At 56.6% G+C, this 20830-nt stretch carries 24 protein-coding genes; 17 read left to right on the top strand and 7 right to left on the bottom strand.

The window, feature by feature from the left end:
- Positions 1-9 precede the first annotated feature (9 nt).
- From soxY to hemA, 10 genes are all read left to right on the top strand, one after another.
- Positions 10-432, top strand: coding sequence for a thiosulfate oxidation carrier protein SoxY (soxY, locus tag ACR0BU_RS10020; RefSeq protein ID WP_298934380.1), 423 nt, complete (start codon positions 10-12; stop codon positions 430-432).
- Positions 433-458: 26 nt separating this feature from the next.
- Complete coding sequence (gene soxZ / locus ACR0BU_RS10015) at positions 459-788, top strand: thiosulfate oxidation carrier complex protein SoxZ (RefSeq protein ID WP_298934382.1); 330 nt, start codon at positions 459-461, stop codon at positions 786-788.
- Positions 789-822: 34 nt separating this feature from the next.
- Positions 823-1653, top strand: coding sequence for a sulfur oxidation c-type cytochrome SoxA (gene soxA / locus ACR0BU_RS10010; protein WP_480737118.1), 831 nt, complete (start codon positions 823-825; stop codon positions 1651-1653).
- Positions 1654-1740: 87 nt separating this feature from the next.
- Positions 1741-3438 carry a thiosulfohydrolase SoxB gene (gene soxB, locus ACR0BU_RS10005; RefSeq protein WP_480737116.1) on the top strand — a complete coding sequence of 566 codons (1698 nt, stop codon included), beginning with the start codon at positions 1741-1743 and terminating at the stop codon, positions 3436-3438.
- A gap of 21 nt (positions 3439-3459) precedes the next feature.
- Entirely contained in the window at positions 3460-4731 is a 1272-nt protein-coding gene (gene soxC, locus ACR0BU_RS10000) for a sulfite dehydrogenase (protein WP_480737114.1), read from the top strand.
- A complete protein-coding gene (locus ACR0BU_RS09995) occupies positions 4715-6013 on the top strand; it encodes a c-type cytochrome (protein ID WP_480737112.1) in 1299 nt (432 codons plus the stop codon). Before soxC ends, ACR0BU_RS09995 begins: the two co-directional genes overlap by 17 nt.
- A 42-nt stretch (positions 6014-6055) precedes the next feature.
- Positions 6056-6724 (top strand): c-type cytochrome, encoded by a 669-nt coding sequence (locus ACR0BU_RS09990; RefSeq protein WP_480737111.1) that lies wholly within the window; start codon positions 6056-6058, stop codon positions 6722-6724.
- A 23-nt stretch (positions 6725-6747) separates the two neighbouring features.
- On the top strand, positions 6748-8013 hold the full coding sequence (locus tag ACR0BU_RS09985) for an FCSD flavin-binding domain-containing protein (protein ID WP_480737109.1): 1266 nt from the start codon (positions 6748-6750) through the stop codon (positions 8011-8013).
- A gap of 119 nt (positions 8014-8132) precedes the next feature.
- Complete coding sequence (locus tag ACR0BU_RS09980) at positions 8133-8555, top strand: DUF302 domain-containing protein (RefSeq protein WP_480737107.1); 423 nt, start codon at positions 8133-8135, stop codon at positions 8553-8555.
- On the top strand, positions 8555-9772 hold the full coding sequence (hemA, locus tag ACR0BU_RS09975) for a 5-aminolevulinate synthase (RefSeq protein WP_480737105.1): 1218 nt from the start codon (positions 8555-8557) through the stop codon (positions 9770-9772). Before ACR0BU_RS09980 ends, hemA begins: the two co-directional genes overlap by 1 nt.
- Positions 9773-9786: 14 nt before the next feature.
- Here hemA and ACR0BU_RS09970 read toward each other — a convergent pair whose 3' ends face one another.
- The 7 genes from ACR0BU_RS09970 to ACR0BU_RS09940 all read right to left on the bottom strand — a co-directional run bounded on the left by ACR0BU_RS09970 (position 9787) and on the right by ACR0BU_RS09940 (position 15620).
- On the bottom strand, positions 9787-10839 hold the full coding sequence (locus tag ACR0BU_RS09970) for a YeeE/YedE family protein (protein WP_480737103.1): 1053 nt from the start codon (positions 10837-10839) through the stop codon (positions 9787-9789).
- Between the two features lie 146 nt (positions 10840-10985).
- Entirely contained in the window at positions 10986-11927 is a 942-nt protein-coding gene (locus tag ACR0BU_RS09965; protein WP_480737101.1) for an MBL fold metallo-hydrolase, read from the bottom strand.
- 2 nt (positions 11928-11929) lie between these two features.
- Positions 11930-12838 carry an MBL fold metallo-hydrolase gene (locus ACR0BU_RS09960; protein ID WP_480737100.1) on the bottom strand — a complete coding sequence of 303 codons (909 nt, stop codon included), beginning with the start codon at positions 12836-12838 and terminating at the stop codon, positions 11930-11932.
- A gap of 115 nt (positions 12839-12953) precedes the next feature.
- Positions 12954-13061 carry a DUF2474 domain-containing protein gene (locus tag ACR0BU_RS09955; protein ID WP_480737099.1) on the bottom strand — a complete coding sequence of 36 codons (108 nt, stop codon included), beginning with the start codon at positions 13059-13061 and terminating at the stop codon, positions 12954-12956.
- On the bottom strand, positions 13061-14065 hold the full coding sequence (cydB, locus tag ACR0BU_RS09950; RefSeq protein WP_480737098.1) for a cytochrome d ubiquinol oxidase subunit II: 1005 nt from the start codon (positions 14063-14065) through the stop codon (positions 13061-13063). Before cydB ends, ACR0BU_RS09955 begins: the two co-directional genes overlap by 1 nt.
- A 2-nt stretch (positions 14066-14067) precedes the next feature.
- On the bottom strand, positions 14068-15492 hold the full coding sequence (locus ACR0BU_RS09945) for a cytochrome ubiquinol oxidase subunit I (RefSeq protein ID WP_480737097.1): 1425 nt from the start codon (positions 15490-15492) through the stop codon (positions 14068-14070).
- Positions 15492-15620: a hypothetical protein gene (locus ACR0BU_RS09940; RefSeq protein ID WP_299079108.1), complete on the bottom strand. Its 129-nt coding sequence runs from the start codon at positions 15618-15620 to the stop codon at positions 15492-15494. Before ACR0BU_RS09940 ends, ACR0BU_RS09945 begins: the two co-directional genes overlap by 1 nt.
- Before the next feature lie 126 nt (positions 15621-15746).
- On the opposite strand from ACR0BU_RS09940, the gene ACR0BU_RS09935 reads away from it, so the two are divergent.
- From ACR0BU_RS09935 to ACR0BU_RS09905, 7 genes are all read left to right on the top strand, one after another.
- Positions 15747-16217, top strand: coding sequence for an Rrf2 family transcriptional regulator (locus ACR0BU_RS09935; RefSeq protein WP_480737096.1), 471 nt, complete (start codon positions 15747-15749; stop codon positions 16215-16217).
- Entirely contained in the window at positions 16214-16879 is a 666-nt protein-coding gene (locus tag ACR0BU_RS09930) for a Crp/Fnr family transcriptional regulator (RefSeq protein WP_480737095.1), read from the top strand. Before ACR0BU_RS09935 ends, ACR0BU_RS09930 begins: the two co-directional genes overlap by 4 nt.
- A gap of 97 nt (positions 16880-16976) precedes the next feature.
- Positions 16977-17192: a YgaP family membrane protein gene (locus ACR0BU_RS09925; protein ID WP_298934414.1), complete on the top strand. Its 216-nt coding sequence runs from the start codon at positions 16977-16979 to the stop codon at positions 17190-17192.
- A 1-nt stretch (position 17193) separates the two neighbouring features.
- Positions 17194-17625, top strand: a complete 432-nt coding sequence (locus tag ACR0BU_RS09920; protein WP_299079099.1) for a YeeE/YedE family protein — start codon at positions 17194-17196, stop codon at positions 17623-17625.
- A 3-nt stretch (positions 17626-17628) separates the two neighbouring features.
- Positions 17629-18066 (top strand): DUF6691 family protein, encoded by a 438-nt coding sequence (locus tag ACR0BU_RS09915; RefSeq protein ID WP_480737093.1) that lies wholly within the window; start codon positions 17629-17631, stop codon positions 18064-18066.
- Between the two features lie 162 nt (positions 18067-18228).
- On the top strand, positions 18229-19113 hold the full coding sequence (locus ACR0BU_RS09910; protein ID WP_480737091.1) for an MBL fold metallo-hydrolase: 885 nt from the start codon (positions 18229-18231) through the stop codon (positions 19111-19113).
- 13 nt (positions 19114-19126) lie between these two features.
- On the top strand, positions 19127-20809 hold the full coding sequence (locus tag ACR0BU_RS09905) for a bifunctional protein tyrosine phosphatase family protein/NAD(P)/FAD-dependent oxidoreductase (protein ID WP_480737090.1): 1683 nt from the start codon (positions 19127-19129) through the stop codon (positions 20807-20809).
- The last annotated feature ends 21 nt before the right edge of the window (positions 20810-20830 follow it).

Below are 20830 nucleotides of genomic sequence, written 5' to 3'. Positions count from 1 at the left end.
GAGCATGATATGGAACTGACACGGCGAAAAATCCTCGCGATCGGCTCCGGTACGCTTGCCCTGGCAAGCTTTACCGGTCTTCCGGCGTTTGCCAGCCTGACGGACGAAGCGATCGCAGCCCTGACCGGGGGCGCTGACATTGGGGAAGGTGTGGTTGTACTGACCGCGCCGGAAATCGCAGAGAACGGTAATACCGTACCCGTCAAGGTCGAAGCACCCGGTGCCGTTTCGATCACGCTGTACGCAGACGGCAACCCGGTGCCGAACGTCGCAACGTTCAACTTTGGCCCGCTCAGCGCGTCACGCAGTGCATCAACGCGTATCCGCCTTGCCGCAACACAGAACGTTGTTGCCATCGCCAAGATGGAAGACGGTTCATTCCAGATGGCGAAAGCCAATGTCAAAGTAACAATCGGCGGTTGCGGCGGCTGAACTCACGAAACGCAAGGAGAGACACTATGGCATCTGGTGTAAAACCCCGGGTCAAAGTCCCAAAAACGGCGGCAGCAGGTGAGACGATCACCATCAAGACCCTGATCAGCCACAAGATGGAAAGCGGGCAGCGTAAAGACGATGATGGCAACATCATCCCACGCTCGATCATCAATCGCTTCACCGCTGAATTCAATGGCCAGAACGTGATCGATGTGACGTTGGAACCGGCGATTTCAACCAACCCCTATTTCCAGTTCGAAGCTGTTGTCCCGGAAACCGGTGAGTTCAAGTTCACCTGGTATGACGATGACGGGTCCGTCTACGAGGAAAGCAAAAAAATATCGGTCTCGTAAGAAGACAAGGGTGCAGAGCCAGGGAGGTAGCCACATGCGCGCGACATTATGGATTACGGCAGCAGCGATTGGGTTGGCCGGCGCCGCGACTGCTCAGGACAGCAATTCGCTGAGCATTGACGGTGAGGCAATGATCACTGAGGTGGCAGCGCCGGATCATTTGGAAAACATCGACACGATCTATTCCGGATGGCGGTTTCGTTCGCCGGAAACTCAGGCCCTGGAAGTGGACGACTTTGACAACCCGGCATTTGTGTTCGTTGAGCAAGCCGAGGATCTGTGGGAGCAGGTCGATGGGTCAGCCGAGAAATCATGCGCGTCCTGCCATGAGAGTGTTGAAGAGTTCGCAGGGCTACGAGCTCAGCTACCACGTGTTGAAAACGGCGAACTTGTTACGCTGGAGGATCTGATCAACCGCAGCCGCGTCGAACATATGGGTGCCGAGCCCTGGAAATGGTCGGGCGGCCAGATGACGGCGATGACCGCGCTTATTGGCGTGCAATCACGTGGTATGCCTGTCGAAGTTGCCATCGACGGCGATGCCGCGCCTTTCTGGGAAAAAGGAAAGGACCTGTACTATACGCGTGTCGGTCAGCTGGACATGGCCTGCTCGAATTGTCACGAAGACAATTATGGCGTCATGATCCGGGCGGACCACCTGTCCCAGGGCCAGGTCAATGGCTTTCCCACCTATCGTTTAAAGAACGCAAAGCTGAATTCCATCCACGGGCGCTTCAAAGGGTGCATGAAGAACATTCGGGCCACACCCTTCAAAGAAGGCGGTGAAGAGTTCAAAGCGCTGGAGCTTTACATAGCGTCGCGCGGCCAGGGCCTGTCGGTCGAGACGCCTTCTGTAAGAAACTGATGATCTGACTGGCCCCGTGTCATGCACGGGGCCATTGCACTAACTTAAAATTCAAACATGCGCATGTGTTTACGGGAGCAGGCAACTATGATTTCGCGTCGGGACTTTTTGCAGGTCGGGATGGCAGCCTCAGCCATTGTCGGCGCGTCCGGTTTCGGGAATTGGGCGCGGCTTGCAGCACAACAGTCTCTTACACAGGACCAGTTGTTAGAGTTCGACACGTTCGGCAATGTTTCCCTGATCCATGTCACGGATATTCATGGACAGCTGAAACCGATCTATTTCCGCGAGCCGTCAACAAATATTGGCGTCGGCGGCAACAAGGGCGTTGTACCACATGTGACGGGTGCTGACTTCCGGAAACTCTATGGCATCGCCGATGGCAGCCCCAGCCACTATGCGCTGAGTTCCGGGGATTTTTCATCGCTTGCACAGACCTATGGGCGTGTTGGCGGGCTTGATCGGGTTGCAACTGTGATCAAGGCGATCCGCGCAGATCGTCCAGACGCCATTCTTCTGGATGGCGGCGATACCTGGCACGGTTCTTACACCTGTCTGAAGACGCAGGGCCAGGACATGGTCAATGTGATGAACGCCCTGGCGCCGGACGCCATGACATTTCACTGGGAATTCACCTTAGGCAGTGATCGCGTCGCCGAGTTGGTTGAACAGCTGCCCTTTGCGGCCTTGGGGCAGAATATCTTTGACGCGGAATGGGACGAACCGACCGAGCTGTTCCCCCCCTACAAAATGTTTGAACGCGGCGGCACAAAGGTTGCGGTCATTGGGCAGGCGTTTCCGTACATGCCCATCGCAAATCCCGGCTGGATGTTCCCTGAATATGCCTTTGGCATTCGTGACGAACACATGGCCGCGATGGTGGAAAAGGTGCGCGCCGCCGGGGCGGAATGTGTCGTCGTGCTGAGCCATAATGGTTTCGACGTTGATAAGAAGATGGCGAGCGTTGTCCCCGGAATCGACGTCATCCTGTCTGGCCATACGCACGACGCCCTGCCCGAGCCGGTACAGGTTGGTGAAACCATCATCGTGCCGTCAGGCTCGAACGGAAAATTCGTAAGCCGTGTCGATCTTGATATCCGTGACGGTCGGATGATGGGGTATCGGACGAAACTGATCCCAATCTTCTCGGATGTGATAACTCCGGACGCCGAAGTGGCCGCCCTGATCGACGAACAGCGCGCGCCCTATCTGGCCGAGATGTCCGAAGTCATCGGGCAGACCGACAGCCTTTTGTATCGGCGCGGGAATTTCAATGGCACCTGGGACGACCTGATCTGCGACGCACTGCTCAGCGAGCGTGACGCGGAAATCGCGCTCAGCCCCGGTGTACGCTGGGGCCCGTCGCTGGTGCCCGGTCAGGATATCACCCGCGAAGATATCTTTGGCGTGACTTCGATGTCTTATGGTGAAGCCTATCGCACCGAGATGACAGGGGATTTCCTGAAAGTCGTGCTGGAAGATATTGCTGACAACATCTTCAACCCGGATCCCTATTACCAACAAGGCGGCGATATGGTGCGCACTGGTGGGCTTGGCTATCGGATCGACGTGTCCAAGCCGCAGGGCGAACGTATCTCGAACATGACGCTTGTGAACACGGGCGAGGCGATCGATCCGGCCAAATCCTATGTGGTTGCCGGATGGGCGTCGGTTAATGAAGACACCGAAGGTCCGCAGATCTGGGATGTCGTCGAAAGCCACATTCGAAAGCTGGGTACCGTGACGGTACAGGATAACACCAATGTCGACGTTGTCGGCGTTTAAATAAAACTGGAGACTTGAGACATGGATGAGATGTTCAAGCCGTCCCGCCGAGCCTTCCTGAGAGGCGGCGCCGCGATCGCGGCCGGCTCGGTTGCTGGCTCGGTTGCCGCCCAATCCGCTGACCCGTTGATCACCGAGCTGCAGGACTGGGCCTCGTACACCGGCGCAGGCGTTGACGAAACGCCCTATGGCCTTCCGATTCACTTCGAAAGCGATGTGGTACGTCGGAACGTGGAATGGTTGACGGCTTCGCCGATATCATCGATCAACTTCACGCCGATTCATGCGCTTGACGGGACGATTACGCCTCAGGGATGCGCATTCGAACGGCACCATTCCGGCGCGATCGAACTGAGCAAAGGTGACTATCGCCTGATGATCAACGGGTTGGTCGATCAGCCGCTGGTCTTCACCTATGACGATCTTCAGCGGTTCCCGCGCGAAAACCATGTCTATTTCTGTGAATGCGCCGCCAATACCGGCATGGAATGGGCAGGTGCACAGCTGAATGGTGTGCAATTCACCCATGGCATGATTCACAACATGGAGTATACCGGTGTGCCGCTGCGCCTGTTGCTGCAAGAGGCCGGTTTGGATGCGGCCGGGGACTTTGCGGACAAATGGGTCTATGTCGAAGGCGCGGATGCGTCGTCCAACGGCCGGTCGATCCCAATGGAAAAAGCGCTGGATGACGTTTTGGTCGCGTTCAAGGCCAACGGCGAGGCGCTGCGGATGGAGCATGGCTATCCTGTGCGTCTGGTCGTGCCCGGCTGGGAAGGCAACATGTGGGTCAAATGGCTCCGTCGGGTTGAGGTGACGGATGCAGCCGTGGAAAGCCGCGAAGAAACGTCGAAATACACGGATGTGTATGAAAACGGAGTTGCGCGGAAATGGACTTGGGTCATGGACGCGAAATCGGTCATTACCTCTCCCAGCCCTCAGATGCCGATCAAACATGGCCAAGGCCCGTTGATCATTTCCGGTCTTGCATGGTCCGGCCACGGTCAGATCACCAGGGTCGACGTCTCCAAAGACGGAGGCATTACCTGGGACACGGCGCGGCTGGGGAAACAGGGTGACACAAAGGCCCTGACTCGGTTCTATCTGGATACGGACTGGGACGGCGCGCCGATGCTGCTGCAAAGCCGGGCGATGGATGAAACCGGATATGTCCAACCGACCAAGGAACAGCTGCGTGAAAAGCGCGGCGAAAACTCTGTCTATCATAACAATTGTATCCAGACCTGGTACGTGAATGGAGAAGGGATCGCCGAGAGTGTCGAAGTCTCTTAGTAGTATCTATCTTCCTGTATTTGGTGGCATCGCGCTGGTTTCCAGCCTCGCTGTGGCGGTTGCAAATCGCGGGTATGGCGACGGCCAGATTGACACGCTGAAGACACGGCTGTCGCAGGTCGAGACCCATGAGGCCGCAGCGCGGGCATTGGCGGACGAAAATGCGGCGCGGGTTGCCGAACTGGAAACGCAATTGCAGGAGGTGCAGGCCAATAGCAGCCCGGCCCCTGCCAGTATGGGCGTTTCAGAACAGGCGCCCGCACATGACGGGAAACTTGGGGTTGGACGTGAAGCTCTGCCCGCAGAGATCGCTGCATGGGATGTAGATGTTCTTCCGGATGGGCGTGGTCTGCCGGAAGGTTCAGGCGATGTGTTCACGGGGGAAGAGGTCTTTGCCGATAAATGCGCCTCCTGCCACGGAGATTTTGCCGAAGGCGTCGACAATTGGCCGGTTCTTGCTGGCGGTTTTGACACGTTGGCCGACAAGGATCCGGTTAAAACCGTCGGCTCGTACTGGCCGCATTTGTCTACGGTCTGGGACTACGTGAACCGCTCGATGCCTTTTGGCGAGGCCGGAACGCTAAGCGCTGACGAAACCTATGCAATCGTTGCATATATTCTGTACTCCAACGATTTGGTGGATGATGAGTTCGAGTTGACCCAGGACAATTTCTCAGCGTTCGAGATGTACAATAAGGACGGCTTTGTCATCGATGATCGGCCTGATCTGGAATACGCCGAATGGTCCGTCGAGCCCTGTATGGAGAACTGCAAAGACAGCGTGGAAATCACCATGCGGGCCACGTTCCTGGACGTAACGCCGGAAGAGGGCGGAGAGTCGGTGATGAATGACGCAACCACGTCCGATACGCCGACGTTCACTGCGACCTCGACGTCATCCGCTGACACCGAAACACCCGCAGTTTCCGTAGATGGCACTGCCAGCATCGCCGGAATAGACCCTGAATTGGTCGCGGCGGGCAAAAAAGTCTACAAGAAGTGCAAGGCCTGCCATGCTGTCGGGGAAGGGGCCACCAACAAGGTGGGCCCGCAGTTGAACGCTTTGATCGGACGGGAATTCGGTGCTGTTGATGGGTTCAGTTACTCGTCTGTCTTCAAAGCGGCACATGACGAAGGCCGTGTTTGGGACGAGGTTACGCTGGACGAATTCCTGGCAAAGCCAAAGGCCTATATGAAAGGCACCAAGATGAGCTTTGCCGGGTTGAAGAAAGAGCAAGACCGGGCCGCAATAACAGCGTATCTCAAATCAATCGGTGAATAGTAGATGGTGCCATTTTTGCGACTTTATTTCTCAGTTCTCGCCATGACGGTTTCTACGGTCGCGGCGGCGAATACGCTCGGGGATCCCGAGGCTGGAGAGAAGGTTTTCGCAAAATGCAAAGGCTGCCATCAGGTCGGCGAAGGCGCGCGGAACCGTATTGGACCGCATCTGAACGGCTTGTTCGGCCGCCCCGCCGCCGGGTTGAAAGAGTTTACCTATTCCAAAAGCATTCAGCGCGCTGGATCCAGTGGGCTGGAATGGCATGCTGAAACCCTGGATGCGTTCTTGGAAAACCCACGGTCTTACGCGTCTGGAACGCGGATGAGCTTTCGTGGGCTAAAAAACCCTGAAGACCGGCACAATGTCATCGCGTATCTGCGGTTGTTTTCGGATGACCCCGCAAACATTCCCGAAGCGGACCCTACTGCAACGGCAACCGATCATGACATCGATCAGGCCATTTTGACAATTCAGGGCGATCCCGAATATGGAGCGTATCTGAGCAGTGAATGCACAACCTGCCATCAGGCGGACGGAGGGGATGCGGGCATCCCATCAATCGTACTATGGCCGGAAGACGAATTTGTTGTCGCCATGCATGCCTACAAGACCAAGCAACGCAACCATCCTGTCATGCAAATGATAGCAGGACGGCTCAACGATGAAGAAATCGCCGCCTTGGCGGCGTATTTCAACAGCCTCGAAAACTGAGGCAAAACAGGGAGGAGACTGCAATGAAGATGAACAGGAGGATTTTTCTGGGCAAAACCGCCGTGGCGACGGCCGCCGTGGCAGCGCCAATGGTTTTGGCGGATGGCCATGCCAAACCACGCGTCGTCGTTGTCGGAGGGGGTGCAGGTGGTGCGACCGCAGCCCGCTATATCGCCAAAGACAGCAAAGGCGAGATCGACGTAACACTTATCGAGCCGACGCGGACCTATTACACCTGCTTCTTTTCAAACCTCTATCTTGGAGGCTTCAAAGAGATCGAGGATATCGGCCATTCATATGGCGGCCTTGCAGCCGGTGGTGTAAATGTCGTGCATGACTGGGCCGTAGGCGTCGACCGAGATGCCAAGACAGTATCGCTTGCCGGTGGTGGCAGCGTGAAATACGACAAGCTGATTATCAGCCCCGGTATTGATTTCGTCGACATGGCCGTCCCCGGTTGGGACATCTCGGCACAAAATGCGATGCCCCACGCGTATAAGGCCGGATCACAAACCGAACTGCTGAAAGCGCAACTGATGGCGATGCCCGAAGGCGGCACATTTGCAATGGTGGCCCCGACAAACCCGTATCGTTGCCCGCCCGGCCCGTATGAGAGGGTCTCGATGGTCGCGCATTATTTGAAAGCCAATAACCCGACTGCCAAAATCATCGTTGCGGACCCCAAGCCAAAATTCTCGAAAATGGCGCTGTTCCAGGAAGGTTGGGCGAACCATTACGAAGGGATGATCGACTGGATCGGTGAGGATTTCGGTGGCGGCAATGTCAGTGTGGACCCGGCTGCAATGACTGTGACGATTGATGGTGAAGAAACCAAGGTTGATGTCTGCAATGTTATCCCGGCCATGAAAGCCGGTCGTATTGCCGAGATTGCGGGTGTGACCGATGGCAACTGGGCTCCGGTCAACGCGGCGGACATGTCCACCAAGGCCGATCCCGACATCTATGTGCTGGGGGATGCCTCGCAACAAGGGGACATGCCCAAATCGGGGTTCTCGGCCAACAGCCAGGCCAAGGTGTGCGCCAATGCCGTGCGTGGTGCGTTGACCGGATCCAAAGTGTTCCCGGCCAAGTTCTCGAACACCTGCTGGTCCCTCATCGAAACCAATGATGGCGTCAAAGTTGGCGCTACTTACGAGGCGACACCCGAAAAGATCGCCAAGGTGGATGGGTTCATTTCCCAAACAGGCGAAAGTGCTGATTTGCGTAAAGCCACCTACGAAGAATCTGAGGGTTGGTATTCAGGAATTACCGCCGACATGTTCGGTTGAGGCGATTGGACGTCCTTTTTGCGCATCAGGCATCAAGGGCGTCTCTTTGAACTCTCCGGATAACGTTTAAAGGCCCCGGCCGCAGATCTGACGGCGCTGAACGAAGAAGGAGCTGCAATATGAAGACGACACTCTTGGCACTTGCCCTGACCGCTGGTGCAGCCGCCGCCGAGCCAATACTGGTGCCATTTGATGGCAGCTTCGATGACGCAACCTTTGCCGTCGAAAGCGCGATTGTCGGCAAAGGGCTGGTGATCGATTCCGTCAGCCATGTTGGTGACATGCTGAACCGCACAGGTCAGGATGTGGGCAGCGAAGTGACGATTTTCGACGATGCCGATATATTCCTGTTCTGCTCGGCCGTCATCTCGCGCGAGGTGATGGAAGCGGACCCGATGAATATCGAGTTTTGTCCTTATGGTATCTTTGTCACAGATCGGGAAGGCCAGGTCATGGTAGGGTATCGATCATACCCAGATGGGCCGATGCAGAAAGTGCAAGCCCTTCTCACTGACATTGTTGCTGAGGCAGCGGGGAACTAATGAACTACCAAGGCTTCTTCCGATCCAAACTGACGCGCTTGCGTGATGAAGGCAATTATCGCGAGTTTGCCGAGCTTGAACGCCACAGGGGGCAATTCCCCAGCGCGACCTGTCACAATGGGCCGGGCGAGGTCACTATATGGTGTTCGAACGACTATCTGGGCATGGGACAATCCCCCAAGGTGCTGCAAGCCATGCATGACGCGCTGGATCGCACCGGAGCCGGGGCAGGAGGAACGCGCAACATCTCCGGCACCACGCATGATCACGTGTTGCTCGAAGATGAGCTGGCTGATCTTCATGGCAAGGAAGCCGCGCTTTTGTTCACCTCGGGATATGTGTCCAACTGGGCCGCCCTGGGTACTCTGGCCTCAAGCATTCCGGGCTGTGTCGTCCTGTCTGACGCGCTGAATCACGCGTCGATGATCGAAGGGATTCGTCATTCCCGCGCTCAAAAGGTGATCTGGAAACACAACGATTTGTCCGATCTGGAATCGAAGCTGGCCGCACTGCCGATTGACCAGCCGAAACTGATCGCGTTTGAAAGCGTCTACTCGATGGACGGAGACGTCGCCCCGATCAAAGAGATCTGCGATCTGGCCGAGCGCTACGATGCGATGACCTATCTTGATGAGGTCCACGCCGTTGGTCTTTATGGTCCAAGGGGTGGCGGTATTGCCGAACGCGAAGGTCTTATGGATCGGCTAACGGTCATTGAAGGCACCTTGGGCAAGGCCTTTGGCGTCATGGGCGGTTACATCGCAGCCTCGGCCGAGGTTTGTGACTTTGTGCGTTCATTCGCCAGTGGATTCATATTTACCACCGCGCTGCCACCCGCCATTGCGGCCGGGGCGGCGGCCTCGATCCGGCATCTGAAGGACAGCGATCAGGAACGCGCGATGCAACAAGAGCGGGTGACCGAAGTGCGGGCCAAGCTGGATGCGATTGGTTTGCCCCATATCGACAACCCCAGCCATATCATTCCCGTGATGGTGGGCGACCCGATCAAGTGCAAGTTCATCTCGGACACGCTGCTGAAGGACTACGGCATCTACATACAGCCCATCAATTACCCGACTGTGCCGAAAGGTACCGAGCGTCTGAGGATCACGCCGTCCCCTGTTCACACGCAGCAGGACATTGATCGATTGGTCACCGCACTTGAAGACCTTTGGTCCCAGTGCCAGTTGGCCCGGCAACCTTTGGCAGCGCAATAACCAGTTAGATCGGACTACGAATTGACCGATCTGGCGTCGCGTCCCCAGGTCATCAGGACATGGGTTCCAGTCGCACCGATCCACATGCAAAAGACGGCAACCCATGCCGTCAGTGCAAGAATGGCGCCGCCCGACATACCGGCCCCAACGGCGCATCCGCCTGCCAGCATGCTGCCAAACCCCATCAGAACACCTCCGGCCAGGTATTTCTCCATCGGTGTGTCGGCCTCGAACCGTTGGATCTTGGCCTCACCGGTGACAAGCGCGACGCTCAGGGCACCCATAAAGACGCCGGGAACCAGCCCCAGTCCGAAACTCATGGGCTGCACGCGTTCATTGACCAATGCCATCAGGGTGTCGGCGGACGGTCCTGTGAAGGTGATGGATTGAACGGGAACCACCTCGAAGGAAACCGCAGCGACCCGGTAAGTCAGGAACCAGCCCGCAAAAACCGCCGTGCCCACAAGCGCTGCTGAGAGCAGTTCTGATTTTCGCAGGTTCTGCGACATGCCAAATGCTAGGGCTCCCAGCAAGGCCAGCCCACAAGCGATCCCGACAACAGGCGTGGTTTCGAGCAGCAACCTTTCTGACCCGCCGGAAACTGTCCAGATCCCGGCCAGTTTTTCGCGCACCGGGGCCAGAACGCCGCGATACGATGCCTGCGCCGTCAAGGTCAGAACAAGGCCTGTCACAATTGTCCGAAGGTTGCCTGAGGCAGACAGAACCAGGAGTCGGCTGGCACAGCCCCGCGCAAGGATCATGCCGATTCCGAACAACAGACCCCCTATTACGGCGCCAGACAGGCTGCCGGTTCCGGCAAGTTGCCGCGCGGTGCTCACATCCAGATGACCTGACAGAATTGCGATTTGAACCATTGCCAGCCCGGCTGCAAAAGCCACAAGCCAGATCGCCAGTTTTGGCCCAAACGAAAGTTGCGCAACCTCTACCGTCGCAGCCCGTAAGCAAAACCGCGAATGGTAGGCGGTCGCGCCAAAGACAAGCCCGACACCAGCTCCTGACGCCATCAGAAGCTTTGGTTCACCGAACTGATCAATGAGTTGTTCCATTCAAACCGCTGGTTCGTCATCATTTGAACCACCATGCATCGGCTGTTTGAGAGCGTCCTTGACTTCGCGCAATTGTGGCGTGTCTAACCGGCAGTCAAATCATCAATCTCGGGATATTCAATGCTGAAACACCCAGTGGCACCTGCTTACTCGAACTCCATCTGCTCGTAGACGCGTCCGGCATTGCGGGTCGCCAGTTCTTCGAACGTATCCAAATTTGCGTAGGGGCTTTGGTCAACATAGTAGGCCTCGGCCAGATCCCCGCCATTGTCCAGATGTTCGCCGACTTTCTCGCGCAGATAGACAAGATAGTCGTGCGTGTATCGGCGGACCTGATCCATGTTGGTCGGATGGCCGTGCCCCGGAATGACATAGGTGGCATTCAAGGGCTCAAAGGCTGTTTCCCAGGTTTCGATCCAGTCCAGCACGATTGTGTCCTCAAAAATGGGTAGTATACGCTCGTGAAAGGCCATGTCCCCGGCAATGACCAGACCCTGATCGGGCAGCCACACCTGGGTATCACCCGGCCCGTGCGCGGGGCCCAGATGCAGCACGTCAATCCGGAACCCTCCCATTTCGATGGTTTTCTTGTCTTCGAACGTCTCGGTCGGGGCGGCAATGAACGTGCCTTCGGCCTTGTCCCGGTTGTAGCCCTTCATTTGCTCAAGCAACCGGTTTCCCTGTTCCTCGACCTCATGCGCTGCGTCGACATGTGCCAGGATCGGTACACCCTGTTCGGCCCAGTACGAATTGCCCAACACAGCATGACCCTGACCGTTCTCGTCGATGACCAGTTTCACGGGTTGGTCCGTGATGGCCTTGATTTCTTCGTGCAATGCCCGTGCCAGAATATAGGCCGCCCCGCCATTGATCACGATGACGCCGTCCCCCGTCACAATGAAGCTGAGGTTATTGTTGTGACCACTGTTGTCGTAGGTTGGCGGGGCAGTTGCACCTATCGCGGACCATACATGTGGAATGACTTCGACCGGTTTGGAGTACAGCGGGGATCCCGGATACTGATCTGCAATATCTTCGCTGGCAAAAGCCGGCGACGCCAGAAGGATCAGAGAGATAGTTTTGTGCATGATCAACCCTCGATAAACCGATAACCGTCACCGTCTGCAACGGCGCGACCAATGCCTCCGTTGGGCAGGTGAAATCCAACAAGGCTCAGGTCTTCGTGCGTCAGGCGATCAAACAGCATCTGCCGGGTTGTCGCAGCCAGCTCGGCGTTCTGATCAGACCCGCTGAGCCAGCTTGGTTTGCGAAACGCCACGTGGTGATTGCCAATCGCATCGCCTGCAATCATCGCGGCTGAATTTCCCTGCCTGATCTCAAAGGACATGTGCCCCGGCGTATGTCCGGGCGTCGCGACGGAAGCGATCCCTGGCAGTATCTCTTGATCGGTATCGAACAGTTGAACGCTGTCTTCGATCGCTTCCATTCTACGCTTGGCACCCACGGCAAAGGCAGCGCGGGCCTCACCGATGTCAGACACGGTTTCCGGGTTCCACCAGTAATCCCACTCGGCTCGTCCCATCATATAGGTCGCGTTGTAGAACACAGGCTCGTCAAACTCATCCAGAAGGCCCCAGATGTGATCGGGATGGGCATGGGTGAACACGACATGTGTGATGTCTTCCGGTGCCGTCCCAACAGCGTCCAGACTGTCCAGCACCGTCCCGGCGGAAGGCATGAAATCCGCGCCGGATCCCACATCAAAAAGAACCGTATTCTTCCCATCGCGATAAAGGGTCAGGTTGCACTCGGGCAGGAGCGTTTCGCCCGACACACCATACTCGGCCAGGATCGGCGCAAGGTCGTCTTGCGGCATGGGCGCAAACAGGAAGCTGCCGGGCAATGTAAGGTAGCCATCGCTTATGGTTGTAAGGGTTGCGGACCCAATTGAAACTTCGGCTTTCGAAAGAGTTGGAAAGGTGCTTACCAACGGCGCAACCGTGGTGGCCTGCAGAAACCTGCGGCGCGAAAATGACATCACATCCCTCCATTGAATTCTCTTATACGAATATGAATGAATATCAATTGGATCGCAAGAAAACTATATCGCTTTGGGACTGGATGTCCGGGCTAAGTGCCGGGCTGTTCGGCGTTTAAATCATCAGACGGATGGATAAAGCGACGATTGCCAAGACAGCGACCCCGGCCAGCCAAAGCCCGGCAAACCAAAGCCACTTGGACAACGAAGACCGCTTGGCCATTAATGGTACCCCTCATTTGGGTCCATCTTGCCGCGGAACACCCAATAGGCATAGGCCGTGTAGGCTAGGATAATCGGGATCAGGATCACGGTTCCAACCAATGCAAACGCAAGGCTTTCATCCGGTGCGGCCGCTTGCCAGATTGTCAACGATGGCGGGATGATCATCGGGTAGAAGCTGATTCCAATCCCGATGAAACTCAGTACGAAGAAACCAAGCGCCGACAGGAAGGGTTGCAGATCCTTCCGGTCATTGAGCCCGGCAAAAAACGTCCAGGTTAGGGCCAGCATAAGCAATGGAACCACCATCGAAATCAGGCTGCCCGGAAGGTTGAACCAGCGCTGGAAATAGACCGCGTCCTGAAACGGTGTCAGGATGCTGACCAGTCCGATCAGTGCAAGTGTCATGGCCCCCAGCCACCACGAATAGCCGCGCATTTGGAGCTGCAAGTCGCCTTCGGTCTTCAGAACCAGCCATGTCGCGCCTAGCAGGGCATAGCCGATGACAACAGCCAGCCCGGTCAGGATTGAAAACGTCGTCAGCCAGTCAAACCAGCCACCCGCATAGGCGCGGTCGGCGATATCGATGCCTTGCACCAAAGCACCAAGTGCAACGCCCTGACAAAACGCTGCCAGCACCGAGCCGCCGAAAAAGGCCATGTCCCACACACCCTTCCAGCGTTTGGTACGCCAGCGGTATTCAAAGGACACACCGCGAAAGATCAGGCCTAACAGCATCAGGGTGATCGGGATGTAGAGCGCTGGCATCAAGACGGCATAGGCCAGCGGAAAGACCGCAAAAAGCCCGCCACCGCCCATCACAAGCCAGGTCTCATTGCCGTCCCAGACTGGCGCGACCGAATTCATCATCAGATCTCTGTCGTGGTCGGATTTTCCAAAGGGGAACAGTATGCCGATACCCAGATCAAAACCGTCAAGCACCACATAGGTAAGAACGGCAAAAGCGATAATACCGGCCCAGATAAAGGCAAGATCGAATGGCATGATCAATTCTCCTTGGGCTGAGCGCCGGGAATGAAAGTGGGATCAACTTGTGCTGCAGGTGTAATACCTGCGGCGCGGACTGGCCCGTCGTGAAGACCAGTCTTCGGAGTCGCTGGGCGTTGGTTCATCATGCGCAGGATGTAGAAGACGCCCGCCCCGAAGACGAAGAAATAGACCACCACAAAAGCCACTAGTGATGTGGCAACAGCCGGAGCGTCCACAGGGGCCAAACTGTCCGATGTGCGCAGCAGGCCATAAACTGTATAAGGTTGTCGGCCGACCTCGGTCGTGATCCACCCCGCAAGCACGGCGACGAACCCGCTTGGCCCCATCACAAGCGCTGCGCGATGTAACCATGGCCAGTCATACAACCCGTTGCGCCAGCGTGCCCAAAGGCTCCACAGGCCCAGGCCCAGCATCGCAAAGCCGATCGCGACCATCACCCGGAAGCTGAAGAACACAATCGCGACCGGTGGCCACTCTTCCCGGGCGAACTCGTTCAAACCCTTGATCTGCTCGTCAATGGTATGGGTCAGGATCAGAGAGCCGAGATACGGAATCTCGATCGCATGATCCAGCCGACCGTCTTTTTCGTTTGGGATGCCAAACAAGGCAAAGGGCTGATGATCACCTTCCCGGTCAAAATGACCTTCCATCGCGGCAACTTTGATAGGCTGATGTTCCAGCGTGTTCAGGCCGTGAAGATCGCCCGCCATGATCTGCATCGGCGTGACCACAACCGCCATCCACATGGCCATCGAAAAGGCGCGGCGGGATTCTCGATCCGCCCGGTCGCGCAGCAAATGCAGCGCACTGACAGCGCCGACCACAAAGGCGACAGTCAGAAAGGCGGCCAGCACCATATGTATCAACCTGTAAGGGAATGAGGGGTTGAATGTGATGGCCCACCAATCCAGCGGAATGAACTGCCCGTTTTCGCCGATACCAAAGCCAGCAGGTGTCTGCATCCAACTGTTCACAGCCAAAATCCAGGTGGCCGACATCAACGTGCCAACCGCCACCATGGCTGTCGCGAACATGTGCAGCCTGTCGCCTACGCGGTCCCGGCCAAACAGCATAATGCCTAGAAACCCGGCCTCGAGGAAAAAGGCCGACAGCACTTCATACGCCATGAGCGGCCCAACAACCGGCCCGGCTTTGTCGGAAAACACCGACCAGTTTGTGCCGAACTGATAGGACATCACAATGCCCGAGACGACGCCCATTCCAAACGCCATGGCAAAGATTTTTTTCCAGTAGTTGAACAAGTTCAAATAGGTTTCGTCCCGCGTTCGCAGCCACAATCCGTTCAACACTGCCAAATAGCTGGCCAGTCCAATTGAAAACGCCGGGAAGATAATGTGGAACGAGACTGTGAACGCAAATTGCACCCGCGCCAGGGTCTCTGCACTAAAACTTTCAAGCATTAGATCGGTTCCTTTTCGACAAGGCGAATGGCCGCCATCGCAGAGGACAGGCGCCGCAGCGCCCACTTGGAGCATGTTGAGATTTCAGATGAGACGATCAGAGCAACATCACCAGGAATTCGTGACATGAGTCTTCCTTTCCGATCTTGTCGTTTGCAATCCACATAGGTGGGTTCAGCATCGTCTTCAGTGACAAAATCACTGGACTTGTAGAAAAGTTATATTCTTTTTAGAGTTTTGTTCGAGAGGACAAAATGAAGCTGACATCTTATTCGAATTATGCGCTGCGATCCTTGCAACTTGCGGCACTGAAGGCCCCTGATCGTATTCGGGTAGACGATGTCGTTCGCGTCCATGGGTTGGCCCGACCTCACATAGTGAAAATCGTGCACGAGCTTGGGCGCGCCGGATACCTTAAGACCTTGCGCGGTCGGGGCGGCGGGTTTTTGCTGGCCAAGCCACCGGGTGAAATTGTCATCGGCGATGTCATCAGATTGACCGAGGGCCCGCTGGATGTTGTCGAGTGTTTCAATCCGGAGAAAAACACATGCCCATTGATCGGCATTTGCAAGCTGTCACTTGCGATGCAGAAGGCAACTCATGCATTCTTGGCCGTGCTGGATGATCTGACCCTGGCGGATATCGCTTCGAACAAAGGGGAACTGCTGGCGCGCATTGCTCCGATTGAGGGCGGCATAGTGGCGCCCATCAGGAAAGCGCGATGACGATCACGGACTGGACCGAACGTTTTCAAGGCACAAGCAGGCTGCCGCGGTCCGTCCGCGATCGCCTTGTGTCGGCTGCGCGCATCGTGCGGTTTTCCAAAGGTAGCCAGGTTTTTGGTCCGGATAACGTGCCAGATAGCCTGTTTTTCCTCTACGAAGGCAGAATCCGGGTGTCGCAAAGCTCGGAATCAGGGCGCGAGATAGTGCTTTACCGGGTCGAGGCTGGTGAAAGCTGCGTTCTGACCACCGCCTGCATGTTGGCCGAAGAAGCGTATAATGCTGAAGGCGTCGCTGAAACAGACGTGACGGCGATTGTGCTGCCAAAACCCGCCTTCGACCGGCTGGCTGCCGAAGAGGACACGTTTCGCAATTTCGTGTTTGCGGCCTATTCCCGTCGTCTGATCGACCTGCTGCGGGTCGTGGACGACGTTGCCTTTGGGCGCATCGATGTCAGGCTGGCCGAACGTCTTCTGTCCCTTGCCAGCGACAAGGCCGAAATTCTAGCCACACATCAGCAGCTTGCCAGCGAGTTGGGAACCGCTCGCGAAGTGGTGTCGCGGGTCTTGCATGATTTTCAAAAGCGCGACTTGGTCGCTCAGTCGCGTGGCCAAATCTCATTGATCGACAAGCCCGCATTACGTGCGCTGGCGCAAAGCGATTGAGGTATCGTGGAATATTTCTGAGTTTGGGTGACATTGTCACTGAAGATCTGTTCTCAAAGTTATATTTTCAGACGAGCTTTATAAATAGGAGAACGAGATGACCGCCAATGTCGGAGCAATCGACCGAGTGCTGCGCGCCGCGCTGGGTCTGGCCCTGCTGTACCTTGCCTTCTTCAGTGCCCAGCCTTTGTTTGCCGAACCGCTGTACAAATATGGCGCGGCGGTCATCGGAGGCGTCGTTTTGTTGACCTCGGCCATGAAAATCTGCCCGCTGTATTCGCTGCTCGGCATCAAGACCTGCAAGGCCTGCTGATATGGAAACCGCATTCACCCCATTTGCGTCTCTGAGCGGCGGCTTGATGATTGGGTTTGGGGCCGTGTTGCTGATGCTGGGCCTTGGGCGCATCATGGGGGCCACCGGCATCATGTCCGGACTGGTCTTTGCTGAAAACACGGCCGAGTTTTCCTGGCGGGCGGTACTGGCGGCAGGGATGATCCTTGCGCCGGGCCTGATCTATGCAGTGACTGGCAACATGCCTGCAATTGACGTTCCGATCAGTCCCCTGATGATCGTCATCGGCGGTGTGATTGTTGGGCTGGGCGCGAGCCTTGGGTCCGGATGTACATCCGGTCACGGTGTATGTGGCCTGTCGCGCATGTCCGTGCGCTCGCTTGTGGCCGTGCCGACCTTCATGGTGACTGCTGCAATCACCGTCTTTGTGATCCGCCACATGTTCGGAGGGTAGGGGATGCGACTGATCTTTGTATTTGTGACCGGCCTTGTGTTCGGCCTCGGGATTGCGATCTCGGGCATGATGAATCCGGCCAAGGTGCTTAACTTCTTCGATCTGGCCGGAACTTGGGATCCCAGCCTGGCCTTTGTGATGGGGGGTGCCTTGGTGGTTACCTTTGTCGGCTACCGCCTTGTCTGGCGCCGCGATGCGCCGTTGTTTGCAAGCCTGTTTCAGATCCCGACCTCGAAGGTTGTCGACACAAAACTGATCGGTGGGTCGGCCCTGTTCGGAATCGGTTGGGGGATCGCAGGGTTCTGTCCCGGTGCCGCCATTCCAGCAATAGGAACAGGCCGGTGGGAGGTCTTGTTGTTTCTGGGCGCGGTCGCCATGGGTCTGGCTTTGGCCCGTATCCTGCAAGGCCAACCGTTGTTTTCCCGCTCAGCCAACGCCTGAACAGCGATCAGCAGGCGACAGCCAGCACTCAGACTCCAAGCCGCAGCCGCTGCACCAGCGCCTTTAACCGGGCGCGGCAGGCCGCCATGCGCATTGCACGAATTGATTATGGATCAGGGCCGAGGTCACCGATCCGCCCTGACCAATAACAGGAGAACTGAAATGATTGACTACCCCATTGATATGAATGTCAAACCCGACGTTCAGGCGTTTTTCGATGAGGCCACGAATACAATCAGTTACATCGTGAAAGACCCGACATCCAATGCTTGCGCCATTGTCGACAGTGTGATGGACATTGATTATGCCGCCGGTCGCATCACCTATGATCACGCGGATGAACTGATCCGTCAGGTCAAAGCACAAGGGCTGGTTCTGGAGTGGATCATCGAAACCCATGTGCATGCCGACCACCTTTCGGCGGCGCCCTATATCCAGCAGCAACTGGGCGGCAAAATCGGAATCGGCGACAAGATCATGGTCGTTCAAAACACGTTCGGCAAAGTATTCAACGAAGGCACCGAGTTTCAACGTGACGGCAGCCAATTTGATGCGCTGTTCAAGGATGGCGATACCTACATGATCGGCAACATGCGCGCGTTTGCCATATACACACCCGGCCATACCCCCGCCTGCATGGTCCATGTCATGGGGGATGCAGCCTTCGCCGGGGACACGTTGTTCATGCCTGATGGTGGATCGGCGCGGGCGGACTTTCCGGGAGGCGACGCCGGTACGCTATACGACTCGATCCAGAAAGTGCTGAGCCTGCCGGACGAAACACGTTTGTTCATGTGCCACGATTACGGCCCCAACGGGCGCGATATCAGATGGGAAACTACAGTTGCCGAGGAGAAAACACATAATATCCATGTAGGCGGTGGCAAAACAAAGGAAGAGTTCGTCAAGTTTCGGACTGAACGCGACGCGACGCTGGCCATGCCGAAACTGATCATTCCATCTTTACAGGTGAACATGCGGGCTGGTGAAGTTCCGACCGACAAGGACGGAAACCCGATGCTCAAAGTGCCTGTGAATGCGCTGTGAAGAGGATACGAGCATGGAGATGAAGAAGATATCTGATACGCTCTCGGTTTCCCCTCAGATCGTGCAGGATGATATCGCGGTTATCAAAGCGGCTGGGTTTCGCGCAATCATCTGCAACCGACCCGATGGTGAAGGGGCCGATCAACCCACGTTTGAAGAGATCGAAGCCGCGGCCGAGCGCGTCGGTATCGAGGCGCGCTATGCCCCGGTGCAAAGTGGGTTGGTCAAGGATGAAGATGCCAAAACGTTTGGTATCGCGATGACCGAATTGCCGGGGCCTGTTCTGGCCTATTGCCGAACTGGGACACGGTCGGCGACGCTGTGGTCGCTGAACGAGGCGGCACACAAGCGCCCGGTCTCTGAAATCCTGGCCGCAACAAAAGCCGCTGGTTATGACATGAGCGGCGTGGCCCGCCGTATCGCAAATGGTGGCCGCACCCCGACGGATACTGGCGATGCGTCTTTCGATGTGGTCATCGTGGGTGGAGGCGCCGGAGGGATCGCGACAGCGGCCAGCCTGCATGCACGCAAATCCGACCTTTCGATCGCCATCATCGATCCTTCGGATGTGCACTATTACCAGCCCGGCTGGACCTTGGTCGGGGGCGGTGTTTTTTCACCGGAACAGACAGCAAAGACCATGGGGTCTCTGATCCCGCGCGGTGTCAAATGGATCAAGGCCGCTGTGGCCGCCTTTGAGCCGCAGAACAACGCGGTCATTCTGGACGGCTGCCGGGTGGTGAAATACGGTCGTCTGGTTGTTTCACCGGGGCTCAAGCTTGACTGGGGTGCGGTTGAGGGGCTTGAGGAAACGCTGGGTCGCAACGGAGTGACGTCCAACTATCGCTACGACCTGGCGCCTTATACCTGGCAATTGGTTAAAGAGATGAAAGAAGGTCGCGCGCTATTCACGCAACCGCCAATGCCCATCAAATGCGCTGGCGCGCCGCAAAAGGCGATGTATCTGTCCGGTGACGCCTGGTTCCGAAGCGGCGTTCTGAGGGATGTTGACATTCAGTTCATGAATGCGGGCGGCGTTTTGTTTGGCGTCAAAGACTACGTTCCGGCCTTGATGGAATATGTTCAGAAATACGACGCGACGCTGAACTTTTTCCACAACCTGACCGCCGTGGATGGTGCCGCAAAAAAGGCGACATTCACTGTGGGCACGCCGGACACTAAACCACAGCAGGTCACCGTCGATTTCGACATGATGCATGTTTGCCCGCCGCAGGTTGCACCCGATTTTATCCGCGTCTCGCCCCTGGCGGATGCTGTGGGGTGGGTCGATGTGGATCAGGCAACGCTGCGCCACAAAAGCTTTGAGAACATCTGGTCGCTCGGCGATGTTATGAATGCGCCAAATGCCAAAACGGCCGCCGCTGCGCGCAAGCAGGCCCCAACCGTGGCGGACAATATCGTGGCTGACATCAATGGCGGTTCGCCTGTTTCAGCCTATGATGGCTACGGGTCCTGCCCCTTGACGGTCGAGCGCGGCAAGATCGTATTGGCCGAGTTCGGCTATGGCGGTGTGCTCAAGCCCAGCTTTCCAAAGTTTTTTGTCGACGGGACCAAGCCGACACGGGCGGCCTGGATCTTGAAGGAAAAGCTCCTGCCGCCGATCTATTGGTCGGCCATGCTGAAGGGGAAAGAGTGGATGGCGAAACCTGAACCTTTGAACGTGGCGGCCGAGTAGCCCGACGCCTGGCCAAAACAG

Source organism: Ruegeria sp. CK2 (genome assembly GCF_056536585.1).
Note: the sequence above shows the minus strand (reverse complement) of the source record. Positions and strands in the feature narration are given on the sequence as shown.

Coding starts and splice junctions, on each gene's coding strand:
- soxA (WP_480737118.1), top strand. CDS start 823: ATGCGCGCGACATTATGGATTACGGCAGCAGCGATTGGGTTGGCCGGC.
- soxZ (WP_298934382.1), top strand. CDS start 459: ATGGCATCTGGTGTAAAACCCCGGGTCAAAGTCCCAAAAACGGCGGCA.
- ACR0BU_RS09930 (WP_480737095.1), top strand. CDS start 16,214: ATGACGATCACGGACTGGACCGAACGTTTTCAAGGCACAAGCAGGCTG.
- ACR0BU_RS09985 (WP_480737109.1), top strand. CDS start 6,748: ATGAAGATGAACAGGAGGATTTTTCTGGGCAAAACCGCCGTGGCGACG.
- ACR0BU_RS09955 (WP_480737099.1), bottom strand. CDS start 13,061: ATGGCCAAGCGGTCTTCGTTGTCCAAGTGGCTTTGGTTTGCCGGGCTT.
- soxY (WP_298934380.1), top strand. CDS start 10: ATGGAACTGACACGGCGAAAAATCCTCGCGATCGGCTCCGGTACGCTT.
- soxC (WP_480737114.1), top strand. CDS start 3,460: ATGGATGAGATGTTCAAGCCGTCCCGCCGAGCCTTCCTGAGAGGCGGC.
- cydB (WP_480737098.1), bottom strand. CDS start 14,065: ATGCCATTCGATCTTGCCTTTATCTGGGCCGGTATTATCGCTTTTGCC.
- ACR0BU_RS09970 (WP_480737103.1), bottom strand. CDS start 10,839: ATGGAACAACTCATTGATCAGTTCGGTGAACCAAAGCTTCTGATGGCG.
- ACR0BU_RS09960 (WP_480737100.1), bottom strand. CDS start 12,838: ATGTCATTTTCGCGCCGCAGGTTTCTGCAGGCCACCACGGTTGCGCCG.
- ACR0BU_RS09920 (WP_299079099.1), top strand. CDS start 17,194: ATGGAAACCGCATTCACCCCATTTGCGTCTCTGAGCGGCGGCTTGATG.
- soxB (WP_480737116.1), top strand. CDS start 1,741: ATGATTTCGCGTCGGGACTTTTTGCAGGTCGGGATGGCAGCCTCAGCC.
- ACR0BU_RS09905 (WP_480737090.1), top strand. CDS start 19,127: ATGGAGATGAAGAAGATATCTGATACGCTCTCGGTTTCCCCTCAGATC.
- hemA (WP_480737105.1), top strand. CDS start 8,555: ATGAACTACCAAGGCTTCTTCCGATCCAAACTGACGCGCTTGCGTGAT.
- ACR0BU_RS09910 (WP_480737091.1), top strand. CDS start 18,229: ATGATTGACTACCCCATTGATATGAATGTCAAACCCGACGTTCAGGCG.
- ACR0BU_RS09945 (WP_480737097.1), bottom strand. CDS start 15,492: ATGCTTGAAAGTTTTAGTGCAGAGACCCTGGCGCGGGTGCAATTTGCG.
- ACR0BU_RS09935 (WP_480737096.1), top strand. CDS start 15,747: ATGAAGCTGACATCTTATTCGAATTATGCGCTGCGATCCTTGCAACTT.
- ACR0BU_RS09990 (WP_480737111.1), top strand. CDS start 6,056: ATGACGGTTTCTACGGTCGCGGCGGCGAATACGCTCGGGGATCCCGAG.
- ACR0BU_RS09965 (WP_480737101.1), bottom strand. CDS start 11,927: ATGCACAAAACTATCTCTCTGATCCTTCTGGCGTCGCCGGCTTTTGCC.
- ACR0BU_RS09940 (WP_299079108.1), bottom strand. CDS start 15,620: ATGTCACGAATTCCTGGTGATGTTGCTCTGATCGTCTCATCTGAAATC.
- ACR0BU_RS09980 (WP_480737107.1), top strand. CDS start 8,133: ATGAAGACGACACTCTTGGCACTTGCCCTGACCGCTGGTGCAGCCGCC.
- ACR0BU_RS09915 (WP_480737093.1), top strand. CDS start 17,629: ATGCGACTGATCTTTGTATTTGTGACCGGCCTTGTGTTCGGCCTCGGG.
- ACR0BU_RS09925 (WP_298934414.1), top strand. CDS start 16,977: ATGACCGCCAATGTCGGAGCAATCGACCGAGTGCTGCGCGCCGCGCTG.